Source organism: Rhizobium sp. CC-YZS058 (genome assembly GCF_034720595.1).
GTDB lineage: Bacteria > Pseudomonadota > Alphaproteobacteria > Rhizobiales > Rhizobiaceae > Ferranicluibacter.
The window spans coordinates 919060-942889 of record NZ_JAYESJ010000001.1; the positions used below are offsets into that span (position 1 = coordinate 919060).

24 protein-coding genes and 2 pseudogenes are annotated in these 23830 nt (G+C 64.4%); 20 read left to right on the plus strand and 6 right to left on the minus strand.

Going from position 1 to position 23830, the window contains the following annotated elements:
• The first annotated feature begins 178 nt into the window (after positions 1-178).
• Positions 179-934 carry a Crp/Fnr family transcriptional regulator gene (locus U8330_RS04440; RefSeq protein ID WP_323103928.1) on the plus strand — a complete coding sequence of 252 codons (756 nt, stop codon included), beginning with the start codon at positions 179-181 and terminating at the stop codon, positions 932-934.
• A gap of 17 nt (positions 935-951) precedes the next feature.
• Here the strand turns inward: U8330_RS04440 and U8330_RS04445 are convergent, their stop codons facing one another.
• Positions 952-1128 carry a hypothetical protein gene (locus U8330_RS04445; RefSeq protein ID WP_323103929.1) on the minus strand — a complete coding sequence of 59 codons (177 nt, stop codon included), beginning with the start codon at positions 1126-1128 and terminating at the stop codon, positions 952-954.
• Positions 1129-1380: 252 nt separating this feature from the next.
• Here U8330_RS04445 and U8330_RS04450 point away from each other — a divergent pair, with 252 nt between their 5' ends.
• Entirely contained in the window at positions 1381-1758 is a 378-nt protein-coding gene (locus U8330_RS04450; RefSeq protein ID WP_416236816.1) for a response regulator, read from the plus strand.
• A gap of 49 nt (positions 1759-1807) precedes the next feature.
• Here the strand turns inward: U8330_RS04450 and U8330_RS04455 are convergent, their stop codons facing one another.
• Both U8330_RS04455 and cysQ read right to left on the minus strand, forming a co-directional pair.
• Positions 1808-2839, minus strand: a complete 1032-nt coding sequence (locus tag U8330_RS04455; protein ID WP_323103931.1) for a DUF2793 domain-containing protein — start codon at positions 2837-2839, stop codon at positions 1808-1810.
• A gap of 119 nt (positions 2840-2958) precedes the next feature.
• Positions 2959-3735 carry a 3'(2'),5'-bisphosphate nucleotidase CysQ gene (gene cysQ / locus U8330_RS04460; RefSeq protein ID WP_323103932.1) on the minus strand — a complete coding sequence of 259 codons (777 nt, stop codon included), beginning with the start codon at positions 3733-3735 and terminating at the stop codon, positions 2959-2961.
• Between the two features lie 230 nt (positions 3736-3965).
• Between cysQ and U8330_RS04465 the strand changes: the two genes are divergently transcribed.
• The 7 genes from U8330_RS04465 to U8330_RS04495 all read left to right on the plus strand — a co-directional run bounded on the left by U8330_RS04465 (position 3966) and on the right by U8330_RS04495 (position 9686).
• Entirely contained in the window at positions 3966-4127 is a 162-nt protein-coding gene (locus tag U8330_RS04465) for a hypothetical protein (protein ID WP_323103933.1), read from the plus strand.
• Complete coding sequence (locus U8330_RS04470; RefSeq protein ID WP_323103934.1) at positions 4127-5029, plus strand: branched-chain amino acid ABC transporter permease; 903 nt, start codon at positions 4127-4129, stop codon at positions 5027-5029. Before U8330_RS04465 ends, U8330_RS04470 begins: the two co-directional genes overlap by 1 nt.
• Before the next feature lie 2 nt (positions 5030-5031).
• Positions 5032-6426, plus strand: coding sequence for a high-affinity branched-chain amino acid ABC transporter permease LivM (livM, locus tag U8330_RS04475; protein ID WP_323103935.1), 1395 nt, complete (start codon positions 5032-5034; stop codon positions 6424-6426).
• Between the two features lie 35 nt (positions 6427-6461).
• A complete protein-coding gene (locus U8330_RS04480; protein ID WP_416236817.1) occupies positions 6462-7337 on the plus strand; it encodes an ABC transporter ATP-binding protein in 876 nt (291 codons plus the stop codon).
• Positions 7334-8056: an ABC transporter ATP-binding protein gene (locus U8330_RS04485; protein WP_323103937.1), complete on the plus strand. Its 723-nt coding sequence runs from the start codon at positions 7334-7336 to the stop codon at positions 8054-8056. The genes U8330_RS04480 and U8330_RS04485 overlap by 4 nt, the downstream gene beginning before the upstream one ends.
• Positions 8057-8114: 58 nt before the next feature.
• On the plus strand, positions 8115-8459 hold the full coding sequence (locus tag U8330_RS04490; protein WP_323103938.1) for a DUF6867 family protein: 345 nt from the start codon (positions 8115-8117) through the stop codon (positions 8457-8459).
• A gap of 105 nt (positions 8460-8564) precedes the next feature.
• Complete coding sequence (locus tag U8330_RS04495) at positions 8565-9686, plus strand: branched-chain amino acid ABC transporter substrate-binding protein (protein ID WP_323103939.1); 1122 nt, start codon at positions 8565-8567, stop codon at positions 9684-9686.
• Positions 9687-10081: 395 nt separating this feature from the next.
• Here the strand turns inward: U8330_RS04495 and U8330_RS22405 are convergent.
• The 3 genes and pseudogenes from U8330_RS22405 to U8330_RS04505 form a co-directional block, all read right to left on the minus strand.
• A pseudogene (locus U8330_RS22405) lies at positions 10082-10381 on the minus strand (helix-turn-helix domain-containing protein); the annotation flags it as partial.
• A gap of 149 nt (positions 10382-10530) precedes the next feature.
• Positions 10531-11026, minus strand: a pseudogene (locus U8330_RS22410) (response regulator); the annotation flags it as partial.
• Positions 11027-11077: 51 nt separating this feature from the next.
• Entirely contained in the window at positions 11078-14470 is a 3393-nt protein-coding gene (locus U8330_RS04505; RefSeq protein ID WP_323103941.1) for an ATP-binding protein, read from the minus strand.
• 177 nt (positions 14471-14647) lie between these two features.
• Here U8330_RS04505 and U8330_RS04510 point away from each other — a divergent pair, with 177 nt between their 5' ends.
• The 11 genes from U8330_RS04510 (at position 14648) to U8330_RS04560 (ending at position 23767) form a co-directional block, all read left to right on the plus strand.
• Positions 14648-15304 (plus strand): GntR family transcriptional regulator, encoded by a 657-nt coding sequence (locus U8330_RS04510; protein WP_323103942.1) that lies wholly within the window; start codon positions 14648-14650, stop codon positions 15302-15304.
• Between the two features lie 148 nt (positions 15305-15452).
• Positions 15453-16739 (plus strand): urea ABC transporter substrate-binding protein, encoded by a 1287-nt coding sequence (gene urtA, locus U8330_RS04515; protein ID WP_323103943.1) that lies wholly within the window; start codon positions 15453-15455, stop codon positions 16737-16739.
• Between the two features lie 350 nt (positions 16740-17089).
• On the plus strand, positions 17090-18730 hold the full coding sequence (urtB, locus tag U8330_RS04520) for an urea ABC transporter permease subunit UrtB (protein WP_323103945.1): 1641 nt from the start codon (positions 17090-17092) through the stop codon (positions 18728-18730).
• Positions 18730-19926: an urea ABC transporter permease subunit UrtC gene (urtC, locus tag U8330_RS04525; RefSeq protein ID WP_323103946.1), complete on the plus strand. Its 1197-nt coding sequence runs from the start codon at positions 18730-18732 to the stop codon at positions 19924-19926. Before urtB ends, urtC begins: the two co-directional genes overlap by 1 nt.
• A 5-nt stretch (positions 19927-19931) precedes the next feature.
• Positions 19932-20684 carry an urea ABC transporter ATP-binding protein UrtD gene (urtD, locus tag U8330_RS04530; RefSeq protein ID WP_323103947.1) on the plus strand — a complete coding sequence of 251 codons (753 nt, stop codon included), beginning with the start codon at positions 19932-19934 and terminating at the stop codon, positions 20682-20684.
• Positions 20685-20901: 217 nt separating this feature from the next.
• A complete protein-coding gene (gene urtE / locus U8330_RS04535; protein ID WP_323103948.1) occupies positions 20902-21597 on the plus strand; it encodes an urea ABC transporter ATP-binding subunit UrtE in 696 nt (231 codons plus the stop codon).
• Positions 21598-21689: 92 nt separating this feature from the next.
• Entirely contained in the window at positions 21690-22523 is an 834-nt protein-coding gene (locus tag U8330_RS04540; protein ID WP_323103949.1) for an urease accessory protein UreD, read from the plus strand.
• A 23-nt stretch (positions 22524-22546) separates the two neighbouring features.
• Positions 22547-22849, plus strand: a complete 303-nt coding sequence (locus U8330_RS04545) for an urease subunit gamma (protein ID WP_323103950.1) — start codon at positions 22547-22549, stop codon at positions 22847-22849.
• Positions 22850-22858: 9 nt separating this feature from the next.
• Complete coding sequence (locus U8330_RS04550) at positions 22859-22987, plus strand: DUF1272 domain-containing protein (RefSeq protein WP_323103952.1); 129 nt, start codon at positions 22859-22861, stop codon at positions 22985-22987.
• 19 nt (positions 22988-23006) lie between these two features.
• Entirely contained in the window at positions 23007-23312 is a 306-nt protein-coding gene (locus U8330_RS04555; protein WP_323103953.1) for an urease subunit beta, read from the plus strand.
• A gap of 56 nt (positions 23313-23368) precedes the next feature.
• On the plus strand, positions 23369-23767 hold the full coding sequence (locus U8330_RS04560; RefSeq protein ID WP_323103954.1) for a lysozyme inhibitor LprI family protein: 399 nt from the start codon (positions 23369-23371) through the stop codon (positions 23765-23767).
• Positions 23768-23830: the final 63 nt, after the last annotated feature.

Consider the following 23830-nt stretch of genomic DNA (forward strand, 5'->3'; position numbering starts at 1 on the left):
GGGTTTTTCTGCGCCCTTGCGATATTTCGGGATGGATTAGCAAATTTAATAGTGCTGAGGTCAAAACTAGATAAGGGAGCAGCGCAAGTCCATGCTAACCTCTGCGCCCGTGCGTCAGGAACCGGGCGGCGCTGCCTCCCCGATTTCAAGCGCTGTGCTCGTGACCCCTGAGTTTTGAATGAACGTCCCGAAGACCCGAACCAGCCGGCGGACGCCGTGCGAGCAATGTCCCCTGCGCAGCCTTCCGACCTTCCGGGAGTTCGAGCCGTCCGAGCTGGCTTTCGTGTCCGATTTCAAGCAGGGCGAACTGCTGGTCGAGCCCGGCGGGACGGTTCTGGCCGAAGGCTCCCGCTCGGCGCATCTTTTTACTGTTCTGGCCGGCTGGGGTTTTCGCTACAAGATGCTGGGCGACGGCCGCCGGCAGATCCTGAACTACATCATGCCGGGGGATCTCGTCGGTCTGCAGGGCAGCCTGATGGGGGAAATGCAGCATTCGGTCGAGGCGCTTTCGGCGCTGACCCTCTGCGTCTTCGACAGGGAGCGGCTTGGCCAGATCTATCGCAGCCACCCCGAACTCGCCTTCGACGTGACCTGGATCGCGTCGCAGGAGGAACGGATTCTAGACGAGCATCTGTTGAGCATCGGCCGACGCACCGCGCTGGAGCGGGCGGCCTATCTCTTGTCCTTCCTCTGCCAGCGCGCGTCCTATTCCAACCTGTTCCGCGACGAGCGCGTCTCGATCCCGATCACGCAGCAGCATATCGCCGATACGCTCGGTCTTTCGATCGTCCATACGAACAAGACCTTGAAGAAGCTGGCCGAGCGCAGCCTGATCCGGTGGGCCGATCGCGGATGCGATATTCTGGACGAGGAAGGACTGCGCCGTCTTTCCGGCTGGGAAGGGCTCGAGCCCATCCGCCGTCCGTTCATCTGACCGAATCTGGCAGCGGCTTACGAAACAGCAGCCGGGGCCGCGGGGCCGCGCTTCTGCAGGTAGTCGAGCATGCGGGCAAAGAGCGACGGCGCTCTTGACTGCGTTGTCTCGCTGCGATCGCTGCCGTCCGTATCCTCGTGGCCGAAGACGCTGCGGGCCGCGTTTTCCAGGCGTTCAATGTCATTGACGGTCATGCGATCCTCCCAGATTGCGTGCTCACACAATGCGCGTGCGCGGGGGGAAGTTCCAGAGAAATCGGTGGATATCATTACCGTGATCTCGCCAGAGAGCGCTTACGAACATTCCTCATTAAACACTTGACCTGGCCAATCGATCGCTGTGTCTTATTTAAATGTGCTGGCGGGGGTGAAACCCTATAAGGCGGCTTCGAAAGCTACGAATCAACGGGGTGTCGTGGCTTGCGCATGCAACAGGAAAAGAGACCGGTGCCCGATTTGGAAACGTCGTTCCCGATCAAACGGGTGCTTGTGCTTGAAGACAATTTTATCATCGCCATGGAGGCGGAGGATATCCTGCGCACGCTGGGCGTGGAGCATGTCGATATCGCCACCAACGCCGCTCAGGCACGCGGTCTTCTCGATGAGCAGGCCTTCGATTTCGCGCTGCTCGATGTCAATCTCGGCAATGAAACGAGCTTCGATTTCGCCGATCTCCTGACCGCGCGCATGACGCCGTTCGGCTTCGTGACCGGCTATGGAGAAAGCGCGGTGTTTCCCGCCGAGCTTAGGGATCGCCCGCGCATCACCAAGCCGTTCAACGAAGTGTCCATGGGCCAACTTCTGCAATCCGTCGCCGCCTCCTGAAGCCGGCACGGCTTTCCGCAGCACAGGGTTCTCCCCTCACCGTTTTTTCTTAGAGCATCGCCACCGCCAGCTCCGTTTTGTCCGGTCCGTTATCGATCGTGGCGATGCCGGTATGGCGGATGGCGAGGCTGTCACTGGCTTGGAGCAGGGCCAGGCTGAAGGCGCTGTAGCTCTGCAGGGGCGGTCCACCGTCGGCAGATCGGATCGAGGCGATCGTTGTTGTGCCGTTGACCTGAACCGCGGCGGCGAAAGCGCCGGCCGGATCAGCCTCGACCTTCAGCAGGACAAGATAGAGACCGGCGACGGGAACGACCAGCGGCTGCCCGCCGCCCGGCAGCGCTGTTCCGAGCGAAACCCCGCCATTGGCCAGCGTCAGAGAGGAAAAGCCGATCAGGCTGTTGCTGACCGGAGATTGCGAGCCGCCGGCGCGGGTGGCGCGCGCATAGGGCCTGAGCGGCGTGCGAACCTGGCCGCCTGCGCCGATGGAGAGGGCCGTCAGCCAGTCCGAGCCGTTGGGACTGATCTTCACGCCGAACTCGTCCGTGCCGGCAAGGCCCAGTTCGGCGCGGCCGGACCAGTTGCTCTGGAAGAGAAGGCTTGCCGTTTCTCCCGGCGCGGCCTTGTTCAAGGTCAGCCTATGGCCGTGCCCGTCATGGGTCAGCAGGCTCGCCTCTCCGGCAACGACCAGGCGGTTCCCGCCCGACGCCGTCGCATTGATTCCCAGCCGCTCGATACCGGACAGGGCATCATACCGTGCCCAGGCGCTGCCGGTATGGACCTGAAGATCCTGCGTGTCGAGAAAGAAGGCAAACCAGCCGCGGCGCGGGGTGATGAACAGCCAGGCGCCATCCTGGCGCATGGCAATCGCGCCGGCCTTGCCGGACCACTCGCCGGTGGGGGAGGCGGCAACGGCATAACAGCTCCCCTCGGCAGGGCTTGCAGGCGGCGCACTGCGACGGTCCGTAATCACCAGCTGCGTTACGGCATCCAGCCGCTGCAGCGCCTCATTATGCGTGACATGCTTCTGCGCCTGCGAAGGCAGGATATATGGCATCTCCAGATTGGCAGTCGTGTCGCTCATGGCGCCCTCCGTCGGAAAGCCGCCAGTTTGCGCGGGGAGGGGGCACCGGGGAGCCTGGGGCGCGTGAGGCTTGAACCGACAGGTTTTCTTCCTTCGGCCATGCCCGGCGATGGGCCCCGTCAGGCGCGCCCGCGCGAAACGAAGGAAGGATTGGCGAAATCGACATCGCTCCTCTGGTTCCGCTTGCCGTAGCGCAGCGGCCTCCCGTCCATGGTCAGCGTTTCGCCACCCGCCGCGCGCAGAACGGCGTCACCCGCCGCCGTGTCCCATTCCATCGTGCGGCTGAAGCGCGGGTAAAGGTCGGCCAGGCCCTCGGCCAGCAGGCAGAATTTCAGCGATGACCCGACGGCCTCGTAATCCGTAATCCCGTGCTCACTCAGATAGCTGACCGTCTCGACATTGTTGTGCGAGCGGCTGGCCAACGCGACGAGACGATCGCCGCGCATGCGACAACCGATCAGCACCGGCGGGCTGATCTCCACGCCACCGGACACGACCGACTTGCGGGCCGCGGCACCATCGCCGCTGTAGAGAATGCCGAGCGCCGGGGCATAGACGACGCCGGTCACCGGCCGGCCTTCCTCGATCAGCGCGATGTTGACGGTGAAGTCGTGATGGCGGCCGATGAATTCGCGCGTGCCGTCCAGCGGATCGACGAGAAAGAAGGCGCGGCCGTCAATATCCGGCACTGCGCCGGCCGAGGCCGCTTCCTCGGCCACAACCGGGATCTGTGGAAAGGCGTCACTTAAATGGCGAAGGATGATGCGTTCGGCCGCCTCGTCGGCATCGGTCACCGGCGAGCAATCCGCCTTGTGGCGGACCTCCAGCCCGGTCTCGTAGATCGCCAGGATCACCCGCCCGGCCTCCACGGCGGCTTTCTCCAAAACATCGAGCATTACGCCTGTCCGCCCCCCGCGCGGTCGCCTCATCGTCACTGCGCCCTCAAGCCCGCAGTCTAGCCGAACCGCCGATGCCGCGTCATCCCAAACCCTGTGACCATCCGTCACAATTCGTTGGTTCCAGCGCTCTCGAAGTGCCTGCGGAACGGGGGATGGGCGACGGCGCGCGGCCTGATTGCACAACTCTTAGCCGAAGATGGTCTCGTTCTGCGCAGGATGAAATCAGTTTGGTCACGATTTATCCAATGGCTAAAGAAACTGTTGGCTGCCCCTTTTTTGTGCTTTTCTTTTCGACCCAAAACGGTATGGAATCGCCGCAAATGGCGGCTGACCAAAAGGCCGGCAACAACAAGCTGGAACGGTGGCAGTCCAGCGCAGGGGAAGTTTGATGGAGTACTTCGTCCAGCAGCTCGTCAACGGGCTGACTCTCGGATCTATCTATGGAATGATCGCCATCGGGTACACGATGGTCTACGGCATCATCGGCATGATCAACTTCGCCCATGGCGATATTTTCATGTTGGGCGGTTTCGCGGCGCTGCTCGTCTTTCTACTTCTGACGAGCCTGTTCGCCGGTCTGCCGATCGTCGTCATGCTGGTCCTGATGATGGTCGCCGCCATGCTGGTGGCCAGTCTCTGGAACTGGACGATCGAGCGGATCGCCTACCGTCCGCTGCGCGGATCCTTCCGTCTGGCGCCGCTGATCACGGCGATCGGCATGTCGATCGCGCTGTCGAACTTCATCCAGGTCACGCAGGGCCCGCGCAACAAGCCGATCCCGCCGATGGTCTCCACCGTCTACAACGTGTTCGGCATCTCGGTTTCGCTGAAGCAGATCCTGATCATCGTCATCACCGCCGTTCTGCTGACCACCTTCTGGTACATCGTCCACAAGACGCCGCTCGGCCGCGCCCAGCGCGCCACGGAGCAGGACCGCAAGATGGCCGCGCTGCTCGGCATCGACGTTGACCGCACGATCTCGGTGACCTTCATCATGGGCGCCGCGCTCGCCGCCGTCGCCGGCACGATGTATCTGATGTATTACGGGGTCGTGTCCTTCAACGACGGCTTCGTTCCGGGCGTGAAGGCCTTCACCGCAGCCGTTCTCGGCGGCATCGGCTCCCTGCCGGGCGCGGTGCTGGGCGGCTTGCTCATCGGCCTGATCGAGAGCCTCTGGTCGGCCTACTTCACCATCGACTACAAGGATGTGGCGACGTTCTCGATCCTTGCCATCGTGCTGATCTTCAAGCCGTCCGGCATTCTCGGACGTCCCGAAGTCGAGAAGGTTTGATCATGGCTTCCGTTCCCACCACCGCCTCGACCGCGAGCGGCGACCGTATCGCTCTGGCGCTGCGCGAAGCCGTTTATGCCGGCCTCATCTCGCTCGGTCTCTTCATCCTCTTCGTCGGCCTGAAGAGCGAGCAGAACATCAGCAACGAGCTGATCCTCACCCAGCGCTGGGGCCTGCTCGCCATCTTCGTCATCGTCGCCGCCGTTGGTCGCTTCTTCGTCGTCGCCTATGTCCAGCCCTGGTCCAAGGCCCGCAAGGCGGAGAAGAGTGCCCGCGCCACGCCGACGGAGGTCAAGCCGTCCTTTTTCAAGCGCAACCTGTCGCGCATCGCGATCGTCGCTCTGATCCTCTATCCGCCGGTCATCCTCGCGCTTGTCGGCGTGCAGGGCTCGCTGAAGTGGGTCGATAATTTCGGCGTACAGATCCTGATCTACGTCATGCTGGCCTGGGGGCTGAACATCGTCGTCGGTCTCGCCGGCCTGCTCGATCTCGGCTATGTCGCCTTCTACGCCGTTGGCGCCTATTCCTATGCGCTGCTCTCCACCTATCTCGGCCTGTCCTTCTGGGTTCTTCTGCCGATCGCCGGCGTGCTGGCCGCGCTGTGGGGCATGGTGCTCGGCTTCCCGGTCCTGCGTCTGAGAGGCGATTATCTGGCCATCGTCACGCTGGCCTTCGGGGAAATCATCCGTCTCGTGCTGATCAACTGGACGGACGTGACCAAGGGCACCTTCGGTGTCTCGGGCATCGCCAAGGCAACGCTGTTCGGTCTCTACACCTTCGATGCCTCCTCGCCGACCAGCTTCTCCAAGGCGTTCGGCCTGTCGTCGTCCTCGGCCTATTACAAGATCTTCCTCTTCTACCTGATCCTCGGCCTGGCACTGCTGACGGCTTACGTCACCATCCGCCTGCGCCGCATGCCGATCGGCCGGGCCTGGGAGGCGCTGCGCGAAGACGAGATCGCCTGCCGCTCGCTCGGCATCAACACGGTGACCACCAAGCTGACCGCCTTTGCCACCGGTGCCATGTTCGGCGGCTTCGCCGGCTCCTTCTTCGCTGCCCGTCAGGGCTTCGTCTCGCCGGAAAGCTTCGTCTTCCTGGAATCGGCGGTCATCCTGGCCATCGTCGTTCTCGGCGGCATGGGCTCGCTGATGGGCATCGCGGTCGCAGCCGTGGTCATGGTCGGCGGCACGGAAATCCTGCGCGAGCTCTCCTTCCTCAAGGCGGTCTTCGGCCCGGATTTTACGCCCGAACTGTTCCGCATGCTGATCTTCGGCCTGGCCATGGTCGTGGTCATGGTGCTCAAGCCGCGCGGCTTTGTCGGTTCGCGTGAACCGACGGCCTTCCTCCATGAGCGCAAGAGCGTCTCCGGCAGCTTCACCAAGGAAGGGCACGGCTGATGGCTTTGGCGACGACGGCAACTGCGGGATCTCCCATGACCAAAGACCCGATCCTCAAGGTCGAACATCTGTCGATGCGTTTCGGCGGCCTAATGGCGATCAACGACTTCTCCTTCGAAGCCTATCGCGGCGAGATCACCGCCCTGATCGGTCCGAACGGCGCCGGAAAGACGACGGTGTTCAACTGCATCACCGGCTTCTACAAGCCGACCATGGGCATGATCACCATGCGCCAGAAGGGCGGCAAGGAGTTCCTTCTGGAGCGCCTGCCGGATTTCGAGATCACCAAGCAGGCGAAGGTCGCCCGTACCTTCCAGAACATCCGCCTCTTCACCGGCCTGACGGTGCTCGAAAACCTCCTGGTCGCGCAGCACAATGCCCTGATGCGCGCCTCGGGCTATACCTTCCTCGGCCTGCTCGGCTTCCCGGCCTATCGGCGCGCGTCGAAGGACTCGATCGAGCTTGCCAAATACTGGCTGGACAAGGCGTCGTTGCTTGACCGCGCCGACGATCCGGCCGGCGATCTGCCCTATGGCGCTCAGCGCCGGCTGGAGATCGCGCGGGCCATGTGCACGGGTCCGGAGCTTCTCTGCCTGGACGAGCCGGCCGCCGGTCTCAATCCGCGCGAATCCCTGGCTCTGAACACCCTTTTGCGCGGCATCCGCGCCGACAGCGGCACCTCGCTCCTGCTGATCGAGCATGACATGTCGGTGGTCATGGAAATCTCCGACCATGTCGTGGTGCTGGAATATGGACAGAAGATCTCGGATGGAACGCCGGACTTCGTGAAGAACGACCCGAAGGTCATCGCGGCCTATCTGGGTGTCGAGGACGATGAGGTCGAAGACGTGATCGCCGAAGTGGAAGAGGTTGCCGCCGAAGTGACCGGTGAAGAGGGAGGTGCGAAATGAGCGCGCTTCTCCAGGTCAAGGGTGTCGAAACCTATTACGGCAATATCCGCGCGCTGGGCGGCGTCGATGTCGAGGTCAATCGCGGCGAGATCGTCTGCCTGATCGGTGCGAACGGCGCCGGCAAGTCGACGCTGATGATGACGATCTGCGGCAGCCCGCAAGCGCGCGCCGGCTCGGTGATCTTCGAAGGGCGCGACATCACCCGCATGCCCACCCACGAGATCGCCCGGCTGCGGATCGCGCAGTCGCCGGAAGGCCGCCGCATCTTCCCGCGCATGACGGTCTATGAAAACCTGCAGATGGGCGCCAGCCTCGACAACCTCAAATATTTCAACGAGGACGTCGAGAAGATCTTCACGCTCTTCCCGCGCCTGAAGGAGCGCCAGTCCCAGCGCGGCGGCACGCTTTCGGGCGGCGAGCAGCAGATGCTGTCGATCGGGCGGGCGCTGATGGCCCGGCCGAAGCTGCTCCTGCTCGACGAGCCTTCGCTCGGCCTCGCGCCCTTGATCGTCAAGGGCATCTTCGAGGCAATCCGCAAGCTCAACGAAACCGAGGGTCTGACCGTGTTCCTGGTGGAGCAGAACGCCTTTGCGGCGCTCAAGCTTTCCCATCGCGGCTATGTCATGGTCAACGGCCAGGTGACGATGAGCGGCGGCGGCAAGGAGCTGCTTGCCAATCCGGAAGTCCGCTCCGCCTATCTCGAAGGCGGCCACCATTGAGCACCTGCCTGCCCTTGAGCGCCCAGCCGGCACGCGCCTCGCGAGAAGGATGAGAGAGATGCAAGGCATTCTCCACGAAGAACCCTCGATCCTGCAGTTTCTGCTGATCACCTGCATCATCGGCGGCTGGACCGCCTGGCGCACCGGCAAGAGCGTTGCCGATGGCTGGCAGACCTATACGACCGTGGTCGTCTACACGCTGCTGCTCGGGGTCGCCATCCGCTTCGTCCATCATGCGCTGTTCGGCGGCACCATGTTCAGCCTCCACTACTACATCGTGGACACGATCATTCTTTTGTTGTTTTCTACCGCCGGCTTCCGGTTCTACCGAACCCGGCAGATGACCACGAGCTACTACTGGCTCTACGAAAAAGCCTCGCCTTTCAGCTGGAAGGCAAAATGAAGGGAACACCGGCGGGCTTCCGCCGGATAAAAAGACACCGGCGCAATCATGGTGGGTGTTGCGACCGGTCAGACACAATCTCACCTCTAGATCGGGAGTAAATTCATGAAGAAGTCTCTTCTCTCCGCCGTTGCGCTGACCGCGATGGTGGCCTTTGGCGGCACCGCCTGGGCTGACATCGTCATCGGCGTCGGCGGCCCGCTGACCGGCCCGAACGCCGCCTTTGGCGCACAGCTGCAGAAGGGCGCCGAACAGGCCGCTGCCGACATCAATGCCGCCGGCGGCATCAATGGCGAGCAGATCAAGATCGTGCTCGGCGACGACGTCTCCGACCCGAAGCAGGGCATCTCGGTCGCCAACAAGTTCGTTGCCGATGGCGTGAAGTATGTCGTCGGTCACTTCAACTCGGGCGTCTCCATCCCGGCCTCCGAAGTCTATGCCGAAAACGGCATTCTCGAAGTGACGCCGGCCGCAACGAACCCGGTCTTCACCGAGCGCGGCATGTGGAACACCTTCCGCACCTGCGGCCGTGACGACCAGCAGGGCGGCGTTGCCGGCAAGTATCTCGCCGAGAAGTTCAAGGACAGCAAGATCGCCATCATCGACGACAAGACCCCCTATGGTCAGGGTCTTGCCGAAGAAACCAAGAAGGCGATGAACGCTGCCGGCGTCACCGAAGTCGTTCGCGAAGCCGTCAATGTCGGCGACAAGGACTTCTCGGCCCTCGTCGCCAAGATGAAGGAAGCCGGCGTCTCGATCATCTATTGGGGCGGTCTGCACACCGAAGCCGGCCTGATCATCCGCCAGGCGAAGGACCAGGGCCTGAAGGCAACCCTCGTTTCGGGTGACGGCATCGTCTCGAACGAACTTGCCTCCATCGCCGGCGACGCCGTCGAAGGCACGCTCAACACCTTCGGCCCGGACCCGACGCTCCGCCCGGAAAACAAGGAGCTGGTCGAGAAGTTCAAGGCCGCCGGCTTCAACCCGGAAGCCTATACGCTCTACTCCTACGCAGCCGTCCAGGTCATCGCCGAAGGCATCAAGGCCCAGGGCTCGGCCGACGACGCCGAAGCCGTTGGCAAGACGCTGAAGGAAAAGGGTCCGTTCAAGACCGTTCTCGGCGACCTCGCCTTCGACGAAAAGGGCGACCCCAAGCTTCCCGGCTACGTCATGTACGAGTGGAAGAAGGGCGAAGACGGCAAGTACAGCTACTTCCAGCAGATGTAAGACCGGCTAGCGCCCTCAGGGGCAAACCGATCTCGCGGAGCCCGGCCTTGTGCTGGGCTCTTTGCGTTTGGGGTCATGCTCCCACCAGCCGCAGCATGACACGGGCGGCCTCGTCCTGCTCGTCGGAGCGGGACGAGAAGCTGAGGACGTTGAATGCCGCCTTGGAGCGAGGCATGGCCGATCCCGCGGCCGGGCGTGTCACGGAGCTCAGCGAAGCATTCGAGAGAATCCGCGCCGCGGTCGGTCTTTCCGATGATCGAAGCGGTGGTGCGTGAAGGTCGTTCTGACCGATGCCGCCATCGCGGACCTGGTCGCAATCGGACGTCATATTGGCAAGTCTCTCGGCGGCTCATTCGATCCTCGTGGAGCCGGCTATCTAAGGTCGCTAGAACCGCTCACCCCTGCCGCAACACATCCGCCGCCTTTACCGCCGCAGAGGCCCGGTTCTCCACGCCCAGTTTGACGTAGATCGTCTCTAGATGCTTGTTCACCGTGCGGGCGGAGAGGCCGAGGATGTCGGCGATGTCGCGGTTGGCCTTGCCGCGGGCGATCCAGAGCAGGACTTCGGATTCGCGCACCGTCAGCTGGAAGGTGGCGCGCAGCGTGTCTTCGTCGCTGGTCTCGCGCAGCGCGGTGAGGCGGAAGAGGTATTCGTCCGGGCCGATCGCGCCGAGAAAGGCCAGCTGCAGCACGCCCTTGCCCTCCGCTTCAATGACCAGAGGCGCTGGCGGCTCGCTCCGGCGGCCCTCGGCCGCGCCGCTCTCTCCTGCCGTCTCGTTCGCACGCTGCTGCATGAAGCGGTCGATGGTGGCTGCAAGCAGCGGGAAGCCTGCCTCCGGGCCGAGCGCTGTCTCCACCAGCCGCGTCGCCTGCGGCGTGGACCAGCGCAGGCCGCCATCGCGGCCGACGGCAAGCAGGTGCCGGCCTGTGGCGTCCAGCGCCACCTGGGCGGAGCGGGCCGAGCGCGCGTTCGCCAGATGCACGCGGATGCGGGCCCGCAACTCGTCGATGTTGATCGGCTTGGTCAGATAATCGACCCCGCCCGAGTCCAGCGCGCGCACCACATGCTCGGTTTCCGTCAGCCCGGTCATGAAGATCACCGGCACCGCCGCAGCCGCACCATGCGCCTTCAGCCGCCGGCAGGTTTCGAAGCCGTCCATGCCCGGCATCACCGCATCCATCAGCACCATGTCGGGCGTGATCCGGTCGACCACGTTCAGCGCCGCCTGGCCGGAGGTGGCGATCAGGACGGAATAGCCGGATTGCTCCAGCGCATCGGTGAGAAAGCCGAGCGCTTCCGGGCTGTCGTCGACGATGAGGAGGATGTCGCGCGCGGTCATCGCCAGGCCCTTGCGGCGTCGCGCGGGCGGGCAGGGGGCAGGGAGCTCGCCTCAGTCACCGTCTGTCTCCTTCGTTTCGGACATGCCTTTGAGAAAGGCGGTATAGCCAGCCATGTCGAAAGCCTGCACATAGGCCCCCAGCGCATCGGCAAAAGGCTTCAGCCCATCCTCGCGCGCGAGCTCGGCGAGTTTCGCCTCGATGCCGCGCACATAGCCGATCTCGCCAAGGCTGAGCAATTCCTCCAGATGCAGGCGGCCCGGCACCTGCAGCGCCGCCGGCGCCGCAGGCTCTGCCGGCCGGGCTGCGGCAGGCGTCTCGTAGGTCCAGTCGAGCTTCAGGTGAATGGCGAGCTTGTTCAGGAGCTGGCGGACATCGACGGGCTTGGCCAGCGTGTCGTCATGGCCGGTATGAGCGCTCGCCGCGCTGCCGTCGCCGATATTGGCGGAAAGCATCAGGATCGGCGCGCTCTGCCCCGCCTCGCGCAGACGCGTCACCAGCTGCCAGCCGCTCATGCCGGGCATGGTGATGTCCACCAGAAAGAGATCCGGCCGGATGCCTTCGATCAGCGTCAGGCAGTCCGGGCCGTCCACCGCCGTCAGCACCACGAGGTCGAGCGGCATCAACACCTCGCGCATCAGCTCGCGGTGATCCTCGTTGTCGTCCACCACCACGATGGTGCGGCGGGGACCGGCATAGCCGGTGGGCTTGAGCAAAGCCGGCGCGGCCAGCGCCGCCGGCCGCGGCACCGCCGAAAGCATCAGCCGCACGCGAAAGCTGGAGCCGCGGCCGCGCTCGCTCTCCACCGCGATGTCGCCGCCGAGCGTTTCGGTCAGGAGCCGGGTGATGGTGAGGCCAAGTCCGAGGCCCGGCATGCGCTGGATATGCTCGGCCTCGCCCCGCTGGAACGGTTCGAAGATGCGCGGCAGGTCGGCTTGCGAAATGCCGCGTCCGGTATCGGAAATGGTGAAGGTCGCCACCTGGCTGCGATAGCCCACCTCGAAGCGCACCGTGCCCTCGTCGGTGAACTTGATGGCGTTGGAAAGCAGGTTGACGAGGATCTGGCGCAGGCGCTTCTCGTCGGTCCGCACGAAGGTCGGCAGGCTGTCCGCCCGCTCATGGGTGAAGGCGAGCCCTTTGGCCTGCGCCTGCGGGCTGACCATGTCGACGATCTGGTCTAGAAAATCGCCGATCTTGATCTCGTTCGAATAGACCTGCAGCCGCCCCGCCTCGATCTTGGAAATGTCGAGCAGGCCGTCGATCAGGCCCGAAAGATGGTCGGCGCTGCGGCGGATGACGCGGATCGCCGATTGGCGTGGGGCAGGGATCGTCTCGTCCCGCTCGAGAATCTGCGCATAGCCGAGCACGGCATTGAGCGGCGTGCGCAGCTCGTGGCTGAGGCCCACCACATAGCGGCTCTTGGCGCGGTTGGCGGCCTCGGCGGTTTCCTTGGCATATTGCAGCGCTGCATCGGTCTTCTTGTGCGCGGCGATTTCCTTCAGGAGCAGGGTGTTCTGGCGGGAGGATTCCTCCTCGGCCACCAGCCGGCTGTCATGGGCAAGCACGTAGAACCAGCAGAAGATGCCGGCGATGACCGAAAAGACGAAGAAGACGATGGCGATCGTGGCATTGATCACCTCCGCCGCCGCCGGCGAGGCTTCGCCGGTCTGATGGGCGATCAGCGCCAGAATGGCGCCCAGCCCGGTGACGGAGACTGCCACCGCAATGGCATAGCGCCCGAGCCGGCTCGAAAGCGTTTCGATTGCGCGTTCGGGCAGCAGGGCCCGGGCAACCGTGGCGCCCTGGGCGTGGAAGCGGGCATGCGGCTTGCACATGTCGTGGCAGCGGCTGTCGAGCGAGCAGCAGAGCGAGCAGATCGGCGCCGCATAGGCGGGACACCAGGCCATATCCTCCGGCTCGAACGGGTGCTGGCAGATCGAGCAGGTCAGCGTGCCGCGCCCCTGCCAGTTCGCCCGCGGCTTGCGGGCGAGATAGAAGCGGCCCTTGGTAAGAGAAGCGATGAGCGGCGAGACAAGAAAGGCCACCAGCGTCAGATAGGTGGCGAGCGAGGCGAGCAGCGGGCCGAACAGGCCGAAATGGGCCGAGAGCGCCAGGCTCGCGGAGAAGAGCATCGCGCCGAGCCCGACCGGGTTCACATCATAGAGATGCGCACGCTTGAACTCGATGCCCGGCGGCGAAAGGCCGAGCGGCTTGTTGACGACGAGATCGGCCGAGAGCGTCGCCAGCCAGGACATGGCGATGATGGAGAAGATGCCGAGCGTCGCCTCCAGCAGCCGGTAGATGCCGAGCTCCATCAAGAGCAGCGCGATGGCGACGTTGAAGACCAGCCAGACCACGCGGCCCGGGTGGCTGTGGGTGAGGCGCGAGAAGAAGTTCGACCAGGCGAGCGAACCCGCATAGGCATTCATCACGTTGATCTTCAGCTGCGAGACGACGACGAAGGCTGCCATCAGCAGCAGCGCGGCCGTCTGCTGCGGGATCATGTAGCCGAAAGCGGTCAGGTACATATGGGCGGGATCGGCCGCGAGCGGGGCCGGCACGCCGGTCGAGAGCGTCAGCACGACCAGGAAGGAGCCCGCGAGCAGCTTCGGCACACCCACCACGACCCAGCCGGGCCCGGCCAGGAACACGGCCAGCCGGTGGCGCAGGCGCGCCATGCCGCTGGCCGGCAGGAAGCGCAGAAAGTCCACCTGCTCGCCGATCTGCGGCATCAGCGCCAGGATGACGGCCGAGGCGGCGCCGAACTCGACCAGGTTGAACGGGGCCGCCCCGCCCACCTGCGCATTGGAATGGTTGATGCCGGCAAAGGCGCGCCAGAGGTCGAACTTTTCCCAGTCGAGCGCGGCGATGAACAGGAAGGGCAGAATGTTGAGAACGATCCAGAAGGGCTGGGTGATGAGCTGGAATCGCGAGATCAGCCGCACGCCATAGACCACCAGCGGAATGACGACGACGGCGCTGATGATATAGCCGATCCACAGGGGCAGGCCGAAGGCGAGCTCCAGCGCCGCCGTCATGATCGAGGCCTCGATCGCAAACAGCATGAAGGTGAAGCTGGCATAGATCAGCGAGGTGATGGTGGAGCCGATATAGCCGAAGCTCGCGCCGCGGGTCAGAAGGTCGATGTCGACGCCGTGGCGGATGGCGTAGCGGCTGATCGGCCATCCGACCACGAGCATGATCACCGCAGCCGCGATGATGGCGAAGAAGGCGTTGGTGGTGCCGTAGGAGAGCGTGATCGTGCCACCGATCGCCTCCAGCGCCAGGAAGGAGATGGCGCCGATCGCCGTCTGCGAGATGCGGCTGGCCGAGAAGCGCCGGGCGCTCTTGGCGGTGAAGCGCAGCGCGTAGTCTTCCAGCGTCTGGTTGGCCACCCAACGATTATAGTCGCGGCGGACCGGGATGATGCGCTGGCGGGCTGTCATCGGGAAGGTCGAAATCCTTGAGGAGGACGGGCAGGGAGGGGCTGCGCAGGGGCAGGCGCGTGAGTGTGAGCGCTTGCGCGGGCCCTGTCCAGTGCAGGCGGCAAAAAGGCGGCGGGAGAGGCCGGCAGAACGCGCCGGAACGCTGGATTTTGCCCGCTCTGCCCGGTATCAGGAATCATGAAGGAAACCCTGAAACACCGCACGCTCTCCGGCGCCCTGCTCGAGGATCTCAGGCAGGCGATCCTGTCCGGCGTCTATCGGCCCGGCACGCAACTGCGCCAGGACATGCTGGCCGCCACCTACAATGTCAGCCGGATCCCGATCCGCGAGGTGCTGTTCCAGCTGGAGGCGGAAGGCCTGGTGCGGATCGTGCCGCAGAAGGGGGCCGTCGTCGCGCCGCTGTCGCTGTCGGAAATCGACGACGTCTTCGATCTCCGGGCCCTTCTCGAACCCCGGCTTCTCGCCGCTTCGGCGCCGCAGCTGCAGGAGGCGGATTTCGCGGCGCTCGATGCGCTGCAGGCCCGCTTCGTCGCCGCCACCGGGGCTGGCGATACCAGCCAGTATGGAACGCTCAACGCGGCGCTGCATCAGGCGCTCTATGTCCATGCGGCCATGCCCCGCACGGCGCAGATCGTCGCCGCTCTGCTGCAGACCAGCGACCGCTACACCCGCCTCCAGTTGTCGACCCCCGAAGCCATGGCGCGTGCCGTGCGCGAACATGCCGAGCTGATCGCGCTCTGTCGGCAGGGCCAGGTCGAGGCGGCGGTGAGCGCCCTCAAGCGCCATGTCGACCAGGTGCGCGAAGATCTCCTTGCCGTGCTCGAACTGGGCTAAGAGCAGGGTGTTCGCCACGTCCGCCTTTCCCCCCATGCTCTACGTCAATTGACGTATTCGCTTCCCCGAACCCCTGGCGGATAGTCCCTCCGCGACCGATGGCCACGTCCTCCCAAAGCGGTCGCCACGAACGAGAGGGGTTCACCAAATGAATTTCAAATCGCATATTTTGAGCGCATTCCTTGCCGGTGCGCTCGCCACCACCGCCTTTTCCGCCGCGTCCGCCGAAGACACGATCAAGGTTGGCGTTCTGCACTCGCTCTCGGGCACGATGGCGATCTCCGAAACCACGCTCAAAGACGCCATGCTGATGCTCATCGAGGAGCAGAACAAGAAGGGCGGTCTGCTCGGCAAGAAGCTCGAAGCCGTCGTCGTCGACCCGGCCTCCGACTGGCCGCTGTTTGCCGAAAAAGCCCGCGAACTGATTTCGGTCGACAAGGTTGCGGCCGTGTTCGGCTGCTGGACGTCCTCGTCGCGCAAGTCGGTTCTGCCGGTCTTCGAAGAGCTGAACTCGCTGCTCTTCTACCCCGTGCAGTATGAAGGTGAGGAATCCTCGCGCAACATCATCTACACCGGCGCTGCACCGAACCAGCAGGCAATCCCGGCCGTCGACTATTTGATCGCCAATGAAGGCGTCCAGCGCTTCGTGCTGGAAGGCACGGACTATGTCTATCCGCGCACGACCAACAAGATCCTGGAAGCCTATCTGATCTCCAAGGGCATTCCGAAGGAAGACATCATCATCAACTACACCCCCTTCGGCTTCTCCGACTGGCAGACCGAAGTGGCGAAGATCAAGGAGTTCGGCTCGGCCGGCAAGAAGACGGCGGTCGTGTCCACGATCAACGGCGATGCCAACGTGCCCTTCTACAAGGAACTCGGCAACCAGGGCATCAAGGCCACCGATATCCCGGTCGTCGCCTTCTCGGTTGGCGAGGAAGAGCTGGCCGGTCTCGACACCGCGCCGCTCGTCGGCCATCTCGCCGCCTGGAACTACTTCCAGTCCGTCGATGCGCCGGTCAATGCCGAGTTCATCAAGACCTGGCATGCCTACACCAAGAACGACAAGCGCGTGACCAACGACCCGATGGAAGCCGCCTATATCGGCTTCAATGCCTGGGTAAAGGCCGTGGAAGCTGCCGGCACCACCGATACGGACGCCGTTCTCGACAGCATCGTCGGCACCTCGGTCCCGAACCTTTCGGGCGGCTACTCCACCGTCATGCCGAACCACCACATCACCAAGCCGGTGCTGATCGGCGAAATCCAGGCCGACGGCCAGTTCGAAATCGTCCAGCAGACCGCCCAGGTCGTCGGCGACGAATGGTCCGACTATCTGCCGGACTCCAAGGATCTGATCTCCGATTGGCGCAAGCCGATGTCCTGCGGCAACTTCAACGTTGCAACGGGCAAGTGCGGCGGCAAGGGCTCCTGATCTCCGCCTCTCCGTTCGCCTGATCGAACTGCGAAACCGGAAGCGGCCCCCCTTCGGGCCGCTTCCACCAATCGTCGCCGCCTTTGCGTCTGATCGCTCCGCACAGCCCGACATGACGAACCGCAAGCGCGGTTTCGGCCGAGCGTCTCGCGAAAGAACCGCTGTCGCGGCGACCGTGTGAGCCGGCTGGCATGCTTCGTGCATCGTGGTTTTCACGGGATCCGTGCGACGCGTCGAGACGGCGGCATGCGCAGTCCCGCGCCACGGCCCGTGCGGATCTGCGGAAAAACAATGCAGCATCGGCTGATCAGCCGGCGCCCCACAGCCTTCGAGCCGGAGAGCCGCACGCCATGAGCCCAACCTGCCGCCATCCTTCCCTCGCTGCCGTCCTGGCCCGGTCCGGGCGATGCCTGGTTCTGCTTCTGTCTCTCCTGATCGGCCTCGTCGCCACCGCCGCCTTTGCGCAGGACGGCGTGAAATCGCTGGTGGATGGTCTGGGTGCCGCCGGCTTTCCGCAGCGCGTTGCCGCCGTCAAGGCGCTGGCCGCCAGCGGCGATCCCGCTGTTCCCAAGATCTTGAAGAAGCTCAGCGACGGCCAGCTCTATGCCCCGAAGACCGGCGGCGCCGTCTATGTCGTCGAGGGCGATACGGTCACCGATCCGCTGACGGGCGCCACCGTAGAGGGCGTGCCGGCCGCAAGCCTCACCCGGCTCAAGCTCAACAATGCGCTGCGCGGCGCGATCGGCGAGGCGATGAGCCAGCTGACCCTGCTCAGCCCAGACCGCACCCAGCGTCTTGCCGCCGCCCGCGATATCCTTGCCAGCGGCAAGGCCGACAATCTTTCCCTGCTCGATGGTGCGCTCGCCAAGGAGCAGGATGCCGAGATCAAGGCCGTGATGGAGCAGGCGCGCGCCGTCATCATGCTCAAGACCGATGTCAGCATCGAGGAGAAGCGCAAGGCGATCGAGAATGTCGCGGCCCGCGGCAACCGCGATGCGCTGACGCTGCTCACCGCCGCCCGCGCCGCCTCGCCGCCGGATCTCCTGCCGCTGATCGACAGCGAGATCGCGGCGATCGAGACCAAGCTCGCCGTCTGGGATGTGGCGCAGAACATCTGGTACGGCCTGTCGCTGGGTTCTGTCCTGCTGCTCGCCGCGATCGGCCTTGCCATCACCTTCGGCGTCATGGGCGTCATCAACATGGCGCATGGCGAAATGGTCATGCTCGGCGCCTATACGACCTATGTCGTGCAGCAGGCGCTGGCGAGCTACGCGCCGGGTCTCTCCAACCTGTCGCTGGTCTTCGCGGTGCCGGCTGCCTTCCTATTTACCGGCCTGGTCGGCATCGCGATCGAGCGCGGCATTATCCGCTGGCTCTATGGACGCCCTCTGGAAACGCTGCTGGCCACCTGGGGCCTGTCACTGATCCTGCAGCAGACCATCCGCACCATCTTCGGCCCCACCAACCGCCAGGTGGACAATCCGAGCTGGATGTCCGGCGCCTTCGATGTCGGCGCCATGTCCATCACCTACAACCGGCTCTGGATCATCGTCTTCTCGCTCTTCACCTTCCTCGCGCTCCTGACCCTGCTCAAGCGCTCCAAGCTCGGCCTGCAGATGCGCGCCGTCACGCAGAACCGCCGCATGGCCTCCTCCATGGGCATCCGCACGCCGATGGTCGACGCCATGACCTTCGGACTCGGCTCCGGCATTGCCGGTATCGCCGGGGTGGCCCTCAGCCAGATCGACAACGTCTCCCCCAATCTCGGCCAGAACTATATCATCGACAGTTTCATGGTCGTGGTCTTCGGCGGTGTCGGCAATCTCTGGGGCACCTTTGTCGGCGCGCTGTCGCTCGGCATCGCCAACAAGTTTCTCGAGCCCTATGCCGGCGCCGTGCTCGGCAAGATCCTCATCCTTGTCCTCATCATCCTGTTCATCCAGCGGCGGCCGCGTGGCCTGTTCGCGCTCAAGGGAAGGGCGATCGAATAATGTTCACCACCCGCTTCATTAAGGCGCACGAGACGAAGACGGTCGTCATCGCCGCTCTCATTCTCCTGATCGCCTGCGCCGTTCCGGCTTCCAACCTGCTGCTCGATCCCGCCAATCCGCTGCATGTGCCCGACCATCTGGTGCCGCTGCTCGGCAAGTATCTTTCCTATGCGCTGCTGGCGCTGGCGCTCGATCTCGTCTGGGGCTATTGCGGCATTCTCTCGCTCGGCCATGGCGCCTTTTTCGCACTCGGCGGCTATGCGATGGGCATGTATCTCATGCGCCAGATCGGCGCGCGCGGCGTCTATGCCAATCCGCTCCTGCCCGATTTCATGGTCTTCCTGAACTGGAAGGAACTGCCCTGGTACTGGTACGGCTTCAATTCCTTCCCCTTTGCCGCGTTGATGGTTCTGCTCGTCCCCGGCCTGCTCGCCTTCGTCTTCGGCTGGTTCGCCTTCCGCTCGCGCGTCACCGGCGTCTATCTGTCGATCATCACCCAGGCGATGACCTATGCGCTGCTGCTCGCCTTCTTCCGCAACGAGATGGGCTTCGGCGGCAATAACGGCCTGACCGATTTCAAGGATATTCTGGGCTACAACATTCAGGCTTCCGGCACGCGCGCCACGCTCTTTGCCGCAACGGCCATCGCGCTGGCGCTCTCGCTTCTGCTTGCCTCCGCCATCACCCGCTCGAAATATGGCAAGGTGCTCGTCGGCGTGCGCGATGCGGAAAGCCGGACCCGCTTCCTCGGCTACCGGGTGGAGAACGTGAAGCTCTTCATCTTCACCGTCTCGGCCATGATGGCGGGCATTGCCGGCGCGCTTTATGTGCCGCAGGTCGGCATCATCAATCCCGGCGAATTTGCCCCCGCCAATTCGATCGAGGTGGTGATCTGGACCGCCGTCGGCGGCCGCGGCACGCTGATCGGGCCGATCATCGGCGCCGTGCTCGTCAATTTCGGCAAGAGCATCTTCACCGCCGCCTTCCCGGAATTCTGGCTCTTTGCGCTTGGGGCACTGTTCATCGCCACCACGCTCTTCCTGCCCAAGGGCATTGTCGGCACCATCCAGCAGGGCTTTGCCACCCGCCGCGCCTATCGCGAGGCCGCCGCCGCCGAGAAGGGCCGGGTGGAGGCTGCCGCAGCCCCCGCCGCCCAGCCTGCCGGTCTCACCCCCCAAGCCCACGCCGCAGAGTGAGCCCCATGGACCAGAAGATCACCAACACCATCCTCTATCTCGACAATGTCTCGGTGTCCTTCGACGGGTTCAAGGCGCTGAACGCGCTCTCTTTCGTCGTGGCGCCCGGCGAGCTGCGGGCGATCATCGGCCCGAACGGCGCCGGCAAGACGACGATGATGGACATCATCACCGGCAAGACCCGGCCGGACAGCGGCACCGTCTATTTCGACGGCCAGGTGGACCTGACCAAGCGCGACGAGGCCGATATCGCCCAGCTCGGCATCGGCCGCAAGTTCCAGAAGCCGACGGTCTTCGAAAGCCACACCGTCTGGGACAATCTCGAACTGGCGCTGAACCGCAAGCGCGGCGTCTTCGCCACGCTGTTCTATACGCTGAGTGCGGCCGACAAGGCACGCATCGAGGAGATCCTCGAGACCGTGCGGATGAGCGACAAGCGCGACCGGCTGGCCGGCAGTCTGTCCCATGGGCAGAAGCAATGGCTGGAGATCGGCATGCTGCTGGCGCAGGAGCCGAAGCTTCTCCTGGTGGACGAGCCGGTGGCCGGCATGACCGACGCCGAAACCGCCGAAACCGCGATCCTGCTCAAGGAGATCGCCAAGACCCGCTCGGTGGTGGTGGTGGAGCACGATATGGGCTTTATCCGCGATCTCGGGGTCAAGGTGACCTGCCTCGCCGAAGGCTCGGTGCTCGCCGAGGGCTCGATCGATTTCGTCTCGAGCGACCCCAAGGTCATCGAAAACTATCTGGGGCGGTGAGGGCGATGCATTACGCTGTTTCGATGTTCGCGGCTCAGGGCGTGGTGGTGAAAGAGCAGGGTGCGCTGCCGCCACCGGCGGCGGGCAGACGCGCTCCACGCGACCAAGACCCCCTCTGCCTGCCGGCCGAAGCGCGGCCGGCGCGCTCGACAGGAGCATGCAAACGCCCGGTCGTCGCCCGCCCAAGATCCATCCCCTTCCTCCCCACAGGTGCCCCATGCTGAGCGTCGAGAACGTGAATCTTCACTATGGTGCTGCCCAGGCCCTGCGCGGCGTGTCGATCGAAGCGCCGATGGGCAAGATCACCTGCGTGCTCGGGCGAAACGGTGTCGGCAAGACGAGCCTCCTGCGCGCCATCACCGGCCAGCATGCGACAAGCGCCGGTGAGGTGCGGTTCAATGGCGTCGCGCTGAACGGGCTAGCGCCCTACAACCGCGCCAAGCTCGGCGTCGGCTTCGTGCCGCAGGGGCGGGAGGTATTTCCGCTGCTGACGGTGAAGGAGAATCTCGAAACCGGCTATGCCCCGGTGCCGCGTAAGGATCGCTTTATCCCGGAGGAGATTTTCACGCTCTTCCCGATCCTGAAAACCATGCTCGGGCGCCGCGGGGGCGATCTTTCGGGCGGCCAGCAGCAGCAGCTGGCGATCGGCCGGGCCATGGTGACACGGCCGAAGATCCTGGTGCTGGACGAGCCGACCGAGGGCATCCAGCCCTCGATCATCAAGGATATCGGCCGGGCGATCCAATATCTGCGCGACAGCACGGGAATGGCGATTCTGCTTGTGGAACAATATCTTGATTTCTGCCGCGAGCTGGCCGACCATGTCTATATCATGGACCGCGGAGAGATCGTGCATGAAGGCCCCGCCGAAACGCTGGATACGCAGGATGCCCGCCGGCACCTCACCGTTTGACCGCGCCTCTCATGCCCACAGCCACGATCTCTGCTCCTCCAGGGAACGCCGCCAGCCGGCTTGCTCCTTCTCCGCCGCGCCCGGCCGCACCGATGGCTGAGGCCCAGCGGATCGGGCGGCCGCAGCGCGCCTGGGGGCGCGGTCGGCTGGTGGCCAAGCCACTGGCCGGGCGGACGCGGCTGCAGGAGTTCTATCAGGAAGGCTGTGCCAAGATCCGCCTGCCGGAGATGTTCGACGGGCGGATGGAGGCGGTGCTGATCAACAGTTCCGGCGGGCTGACCGGCGGCGATCAGATGGACTGGCGCTTCGAGGCGGGGCCGGGAACGCATCTGACGCTTTCCACCCAGGCCTGCGAAAAGATCTACCGCGCCAGTGCCGGCACCACCACGGTCACCACGGCAATCACGGCCGAGGCCGGCGCCACCGTGCATTGGCTGCCGCAGGAGACCATCCTGTTCGACGGCGCCTCGATGACCCGCGCGCTGGAAGTCGATCTGGCCGCCGATGCGCGATTTCTCGCCGTCGAGGCCGTCCTGCTCGGCCGCCGCGCCATGGGCGAGCGGATGATCACGGGCCAGTTCCGCGACCGCTGGCGCATCCGCAAGGGCGGGCGGTTGCTGCATGCCGATCAGCTCGCTTTCACCGGAGATCTGGCAGCCCTCACCGCACAGGCAGCGACCCTTTCCGGACAGGTCGCCTTCGCGACCCTGCTTCTGGCCGAGGAAGGCTGCGAGCGCCATGTGCCGGCCCTGCGGGCGCTGCTTGCAGACGGGCAGGGGGCAATCAGCCATGTGACGATCGGCGGTCAGGAGAAGCTGATCGCGCGCTTCGTGGCGCCGGATGGCTTTGCCTTGAGAAAACTGCTCGTGCCGATGATTTCGCACTTGCGCGATGGCGCATCAGTGCCGAAAGTCTGGACCCTGTAACCCATGAACCCTGGTGGACACGCATGAACCTGACGCCGCGCGAAAAGGATAAGTTGCTGATTTCGATGGCGGCGATGGTGGCGCGACGGCGGCTGGAGCGCGGCGTCAAGCTTAACCATCCCGAAGCGATCGCGCTGATCACCGACTTCGTGGTGGAAGGCGCGCGCGACGGGCGTTCGGTCCCGGACCTGATGGAAGCCGGAGCCCATGTGATCAGCCGGGATCAGGTCATGGAAGGCATTCCGGAGATGATCCACGACATCCAGATCGAAGCGACCTTTCCCGACGGCACCAAGCTGGTGACCGTGCACGAACCGATCCGTTGAGGAAGCGCCATGCTGGCTCTGCGTCCCAATTGCGAATGCTGCGACCGCGATCTGCCGCCGGCCCTTCTGGCCGCTTATCCCGTGTCCACCGAGCGCGAGCGGAAAACCGAAGGCTGCCCGCCTGCACAGGCCGCCTGATTACGAGAGGAGGACAAACATGATCCCCGGAGAAGTCCTTGCCGCCGACGGCGAGATCGAGCTGAATGTCGGGCTGGAGACGGTGACGATCGAGGTGTCGAACACCGGCGACCGCCCGGTGCAGGTCGGCAGCCACTACCACTTCGCCGAAACCAATGCCGGGCTTTCCTTCGATCGCGAGAGCGCCCATGGCCGCAGGCTGGATATTCCGGCGGGCACAGCCGTGCGGTTCGAGCCCGGCCAGACGCGGCAGGTGACGCTGATCCCCTTTGCCGGCAAGCGTGCAGTCTATGGGTTCCGCCAGAAGGTCATGGGCACCCTATGAGCATGAGGCAGACCCGCAATCGGCGCTTGCTGCTTTGCCTGGCGGCATCAAGCAGCATGGCGTGCGGGCTGGTCCTTCTGCCGCAGCGGGCCGCCGCGCAGAATACGCCCTCGGTCGATTGCGCCGAGGCCGTGACCCAGACCGACATGACGCTGTGCGCGCAGCAGGCCTATGGCGAGGCGGATGCGGCGCTGAATACCGCCTATCGCAAGGCCATGGCCCGTGCCGTGGCGATGGACAAGGATCTCGCCGATCTTAGCGCAGGCATGGCAGGGGCGGCGGAAGCGCTGAAGGCGGCCCAGCGCGCCTGGATCCCCTATCGCGATGGCCAGTGTGCGCTGGCGGGCTTCGCCGCGCGCGGCGGCAGCATGGAGCCGATGCTGGTGGCGCAGTGCCTTGCCGACCTGAGCCACGCGCGGACCAAGGAACTCGATGCGGCGCTGGCCGAAAACTAGAGCATGTCCAGACGATGCGGAATCGCTTCGGCGCCGGATAATGCGGAAGAGACGAAAGCAGAA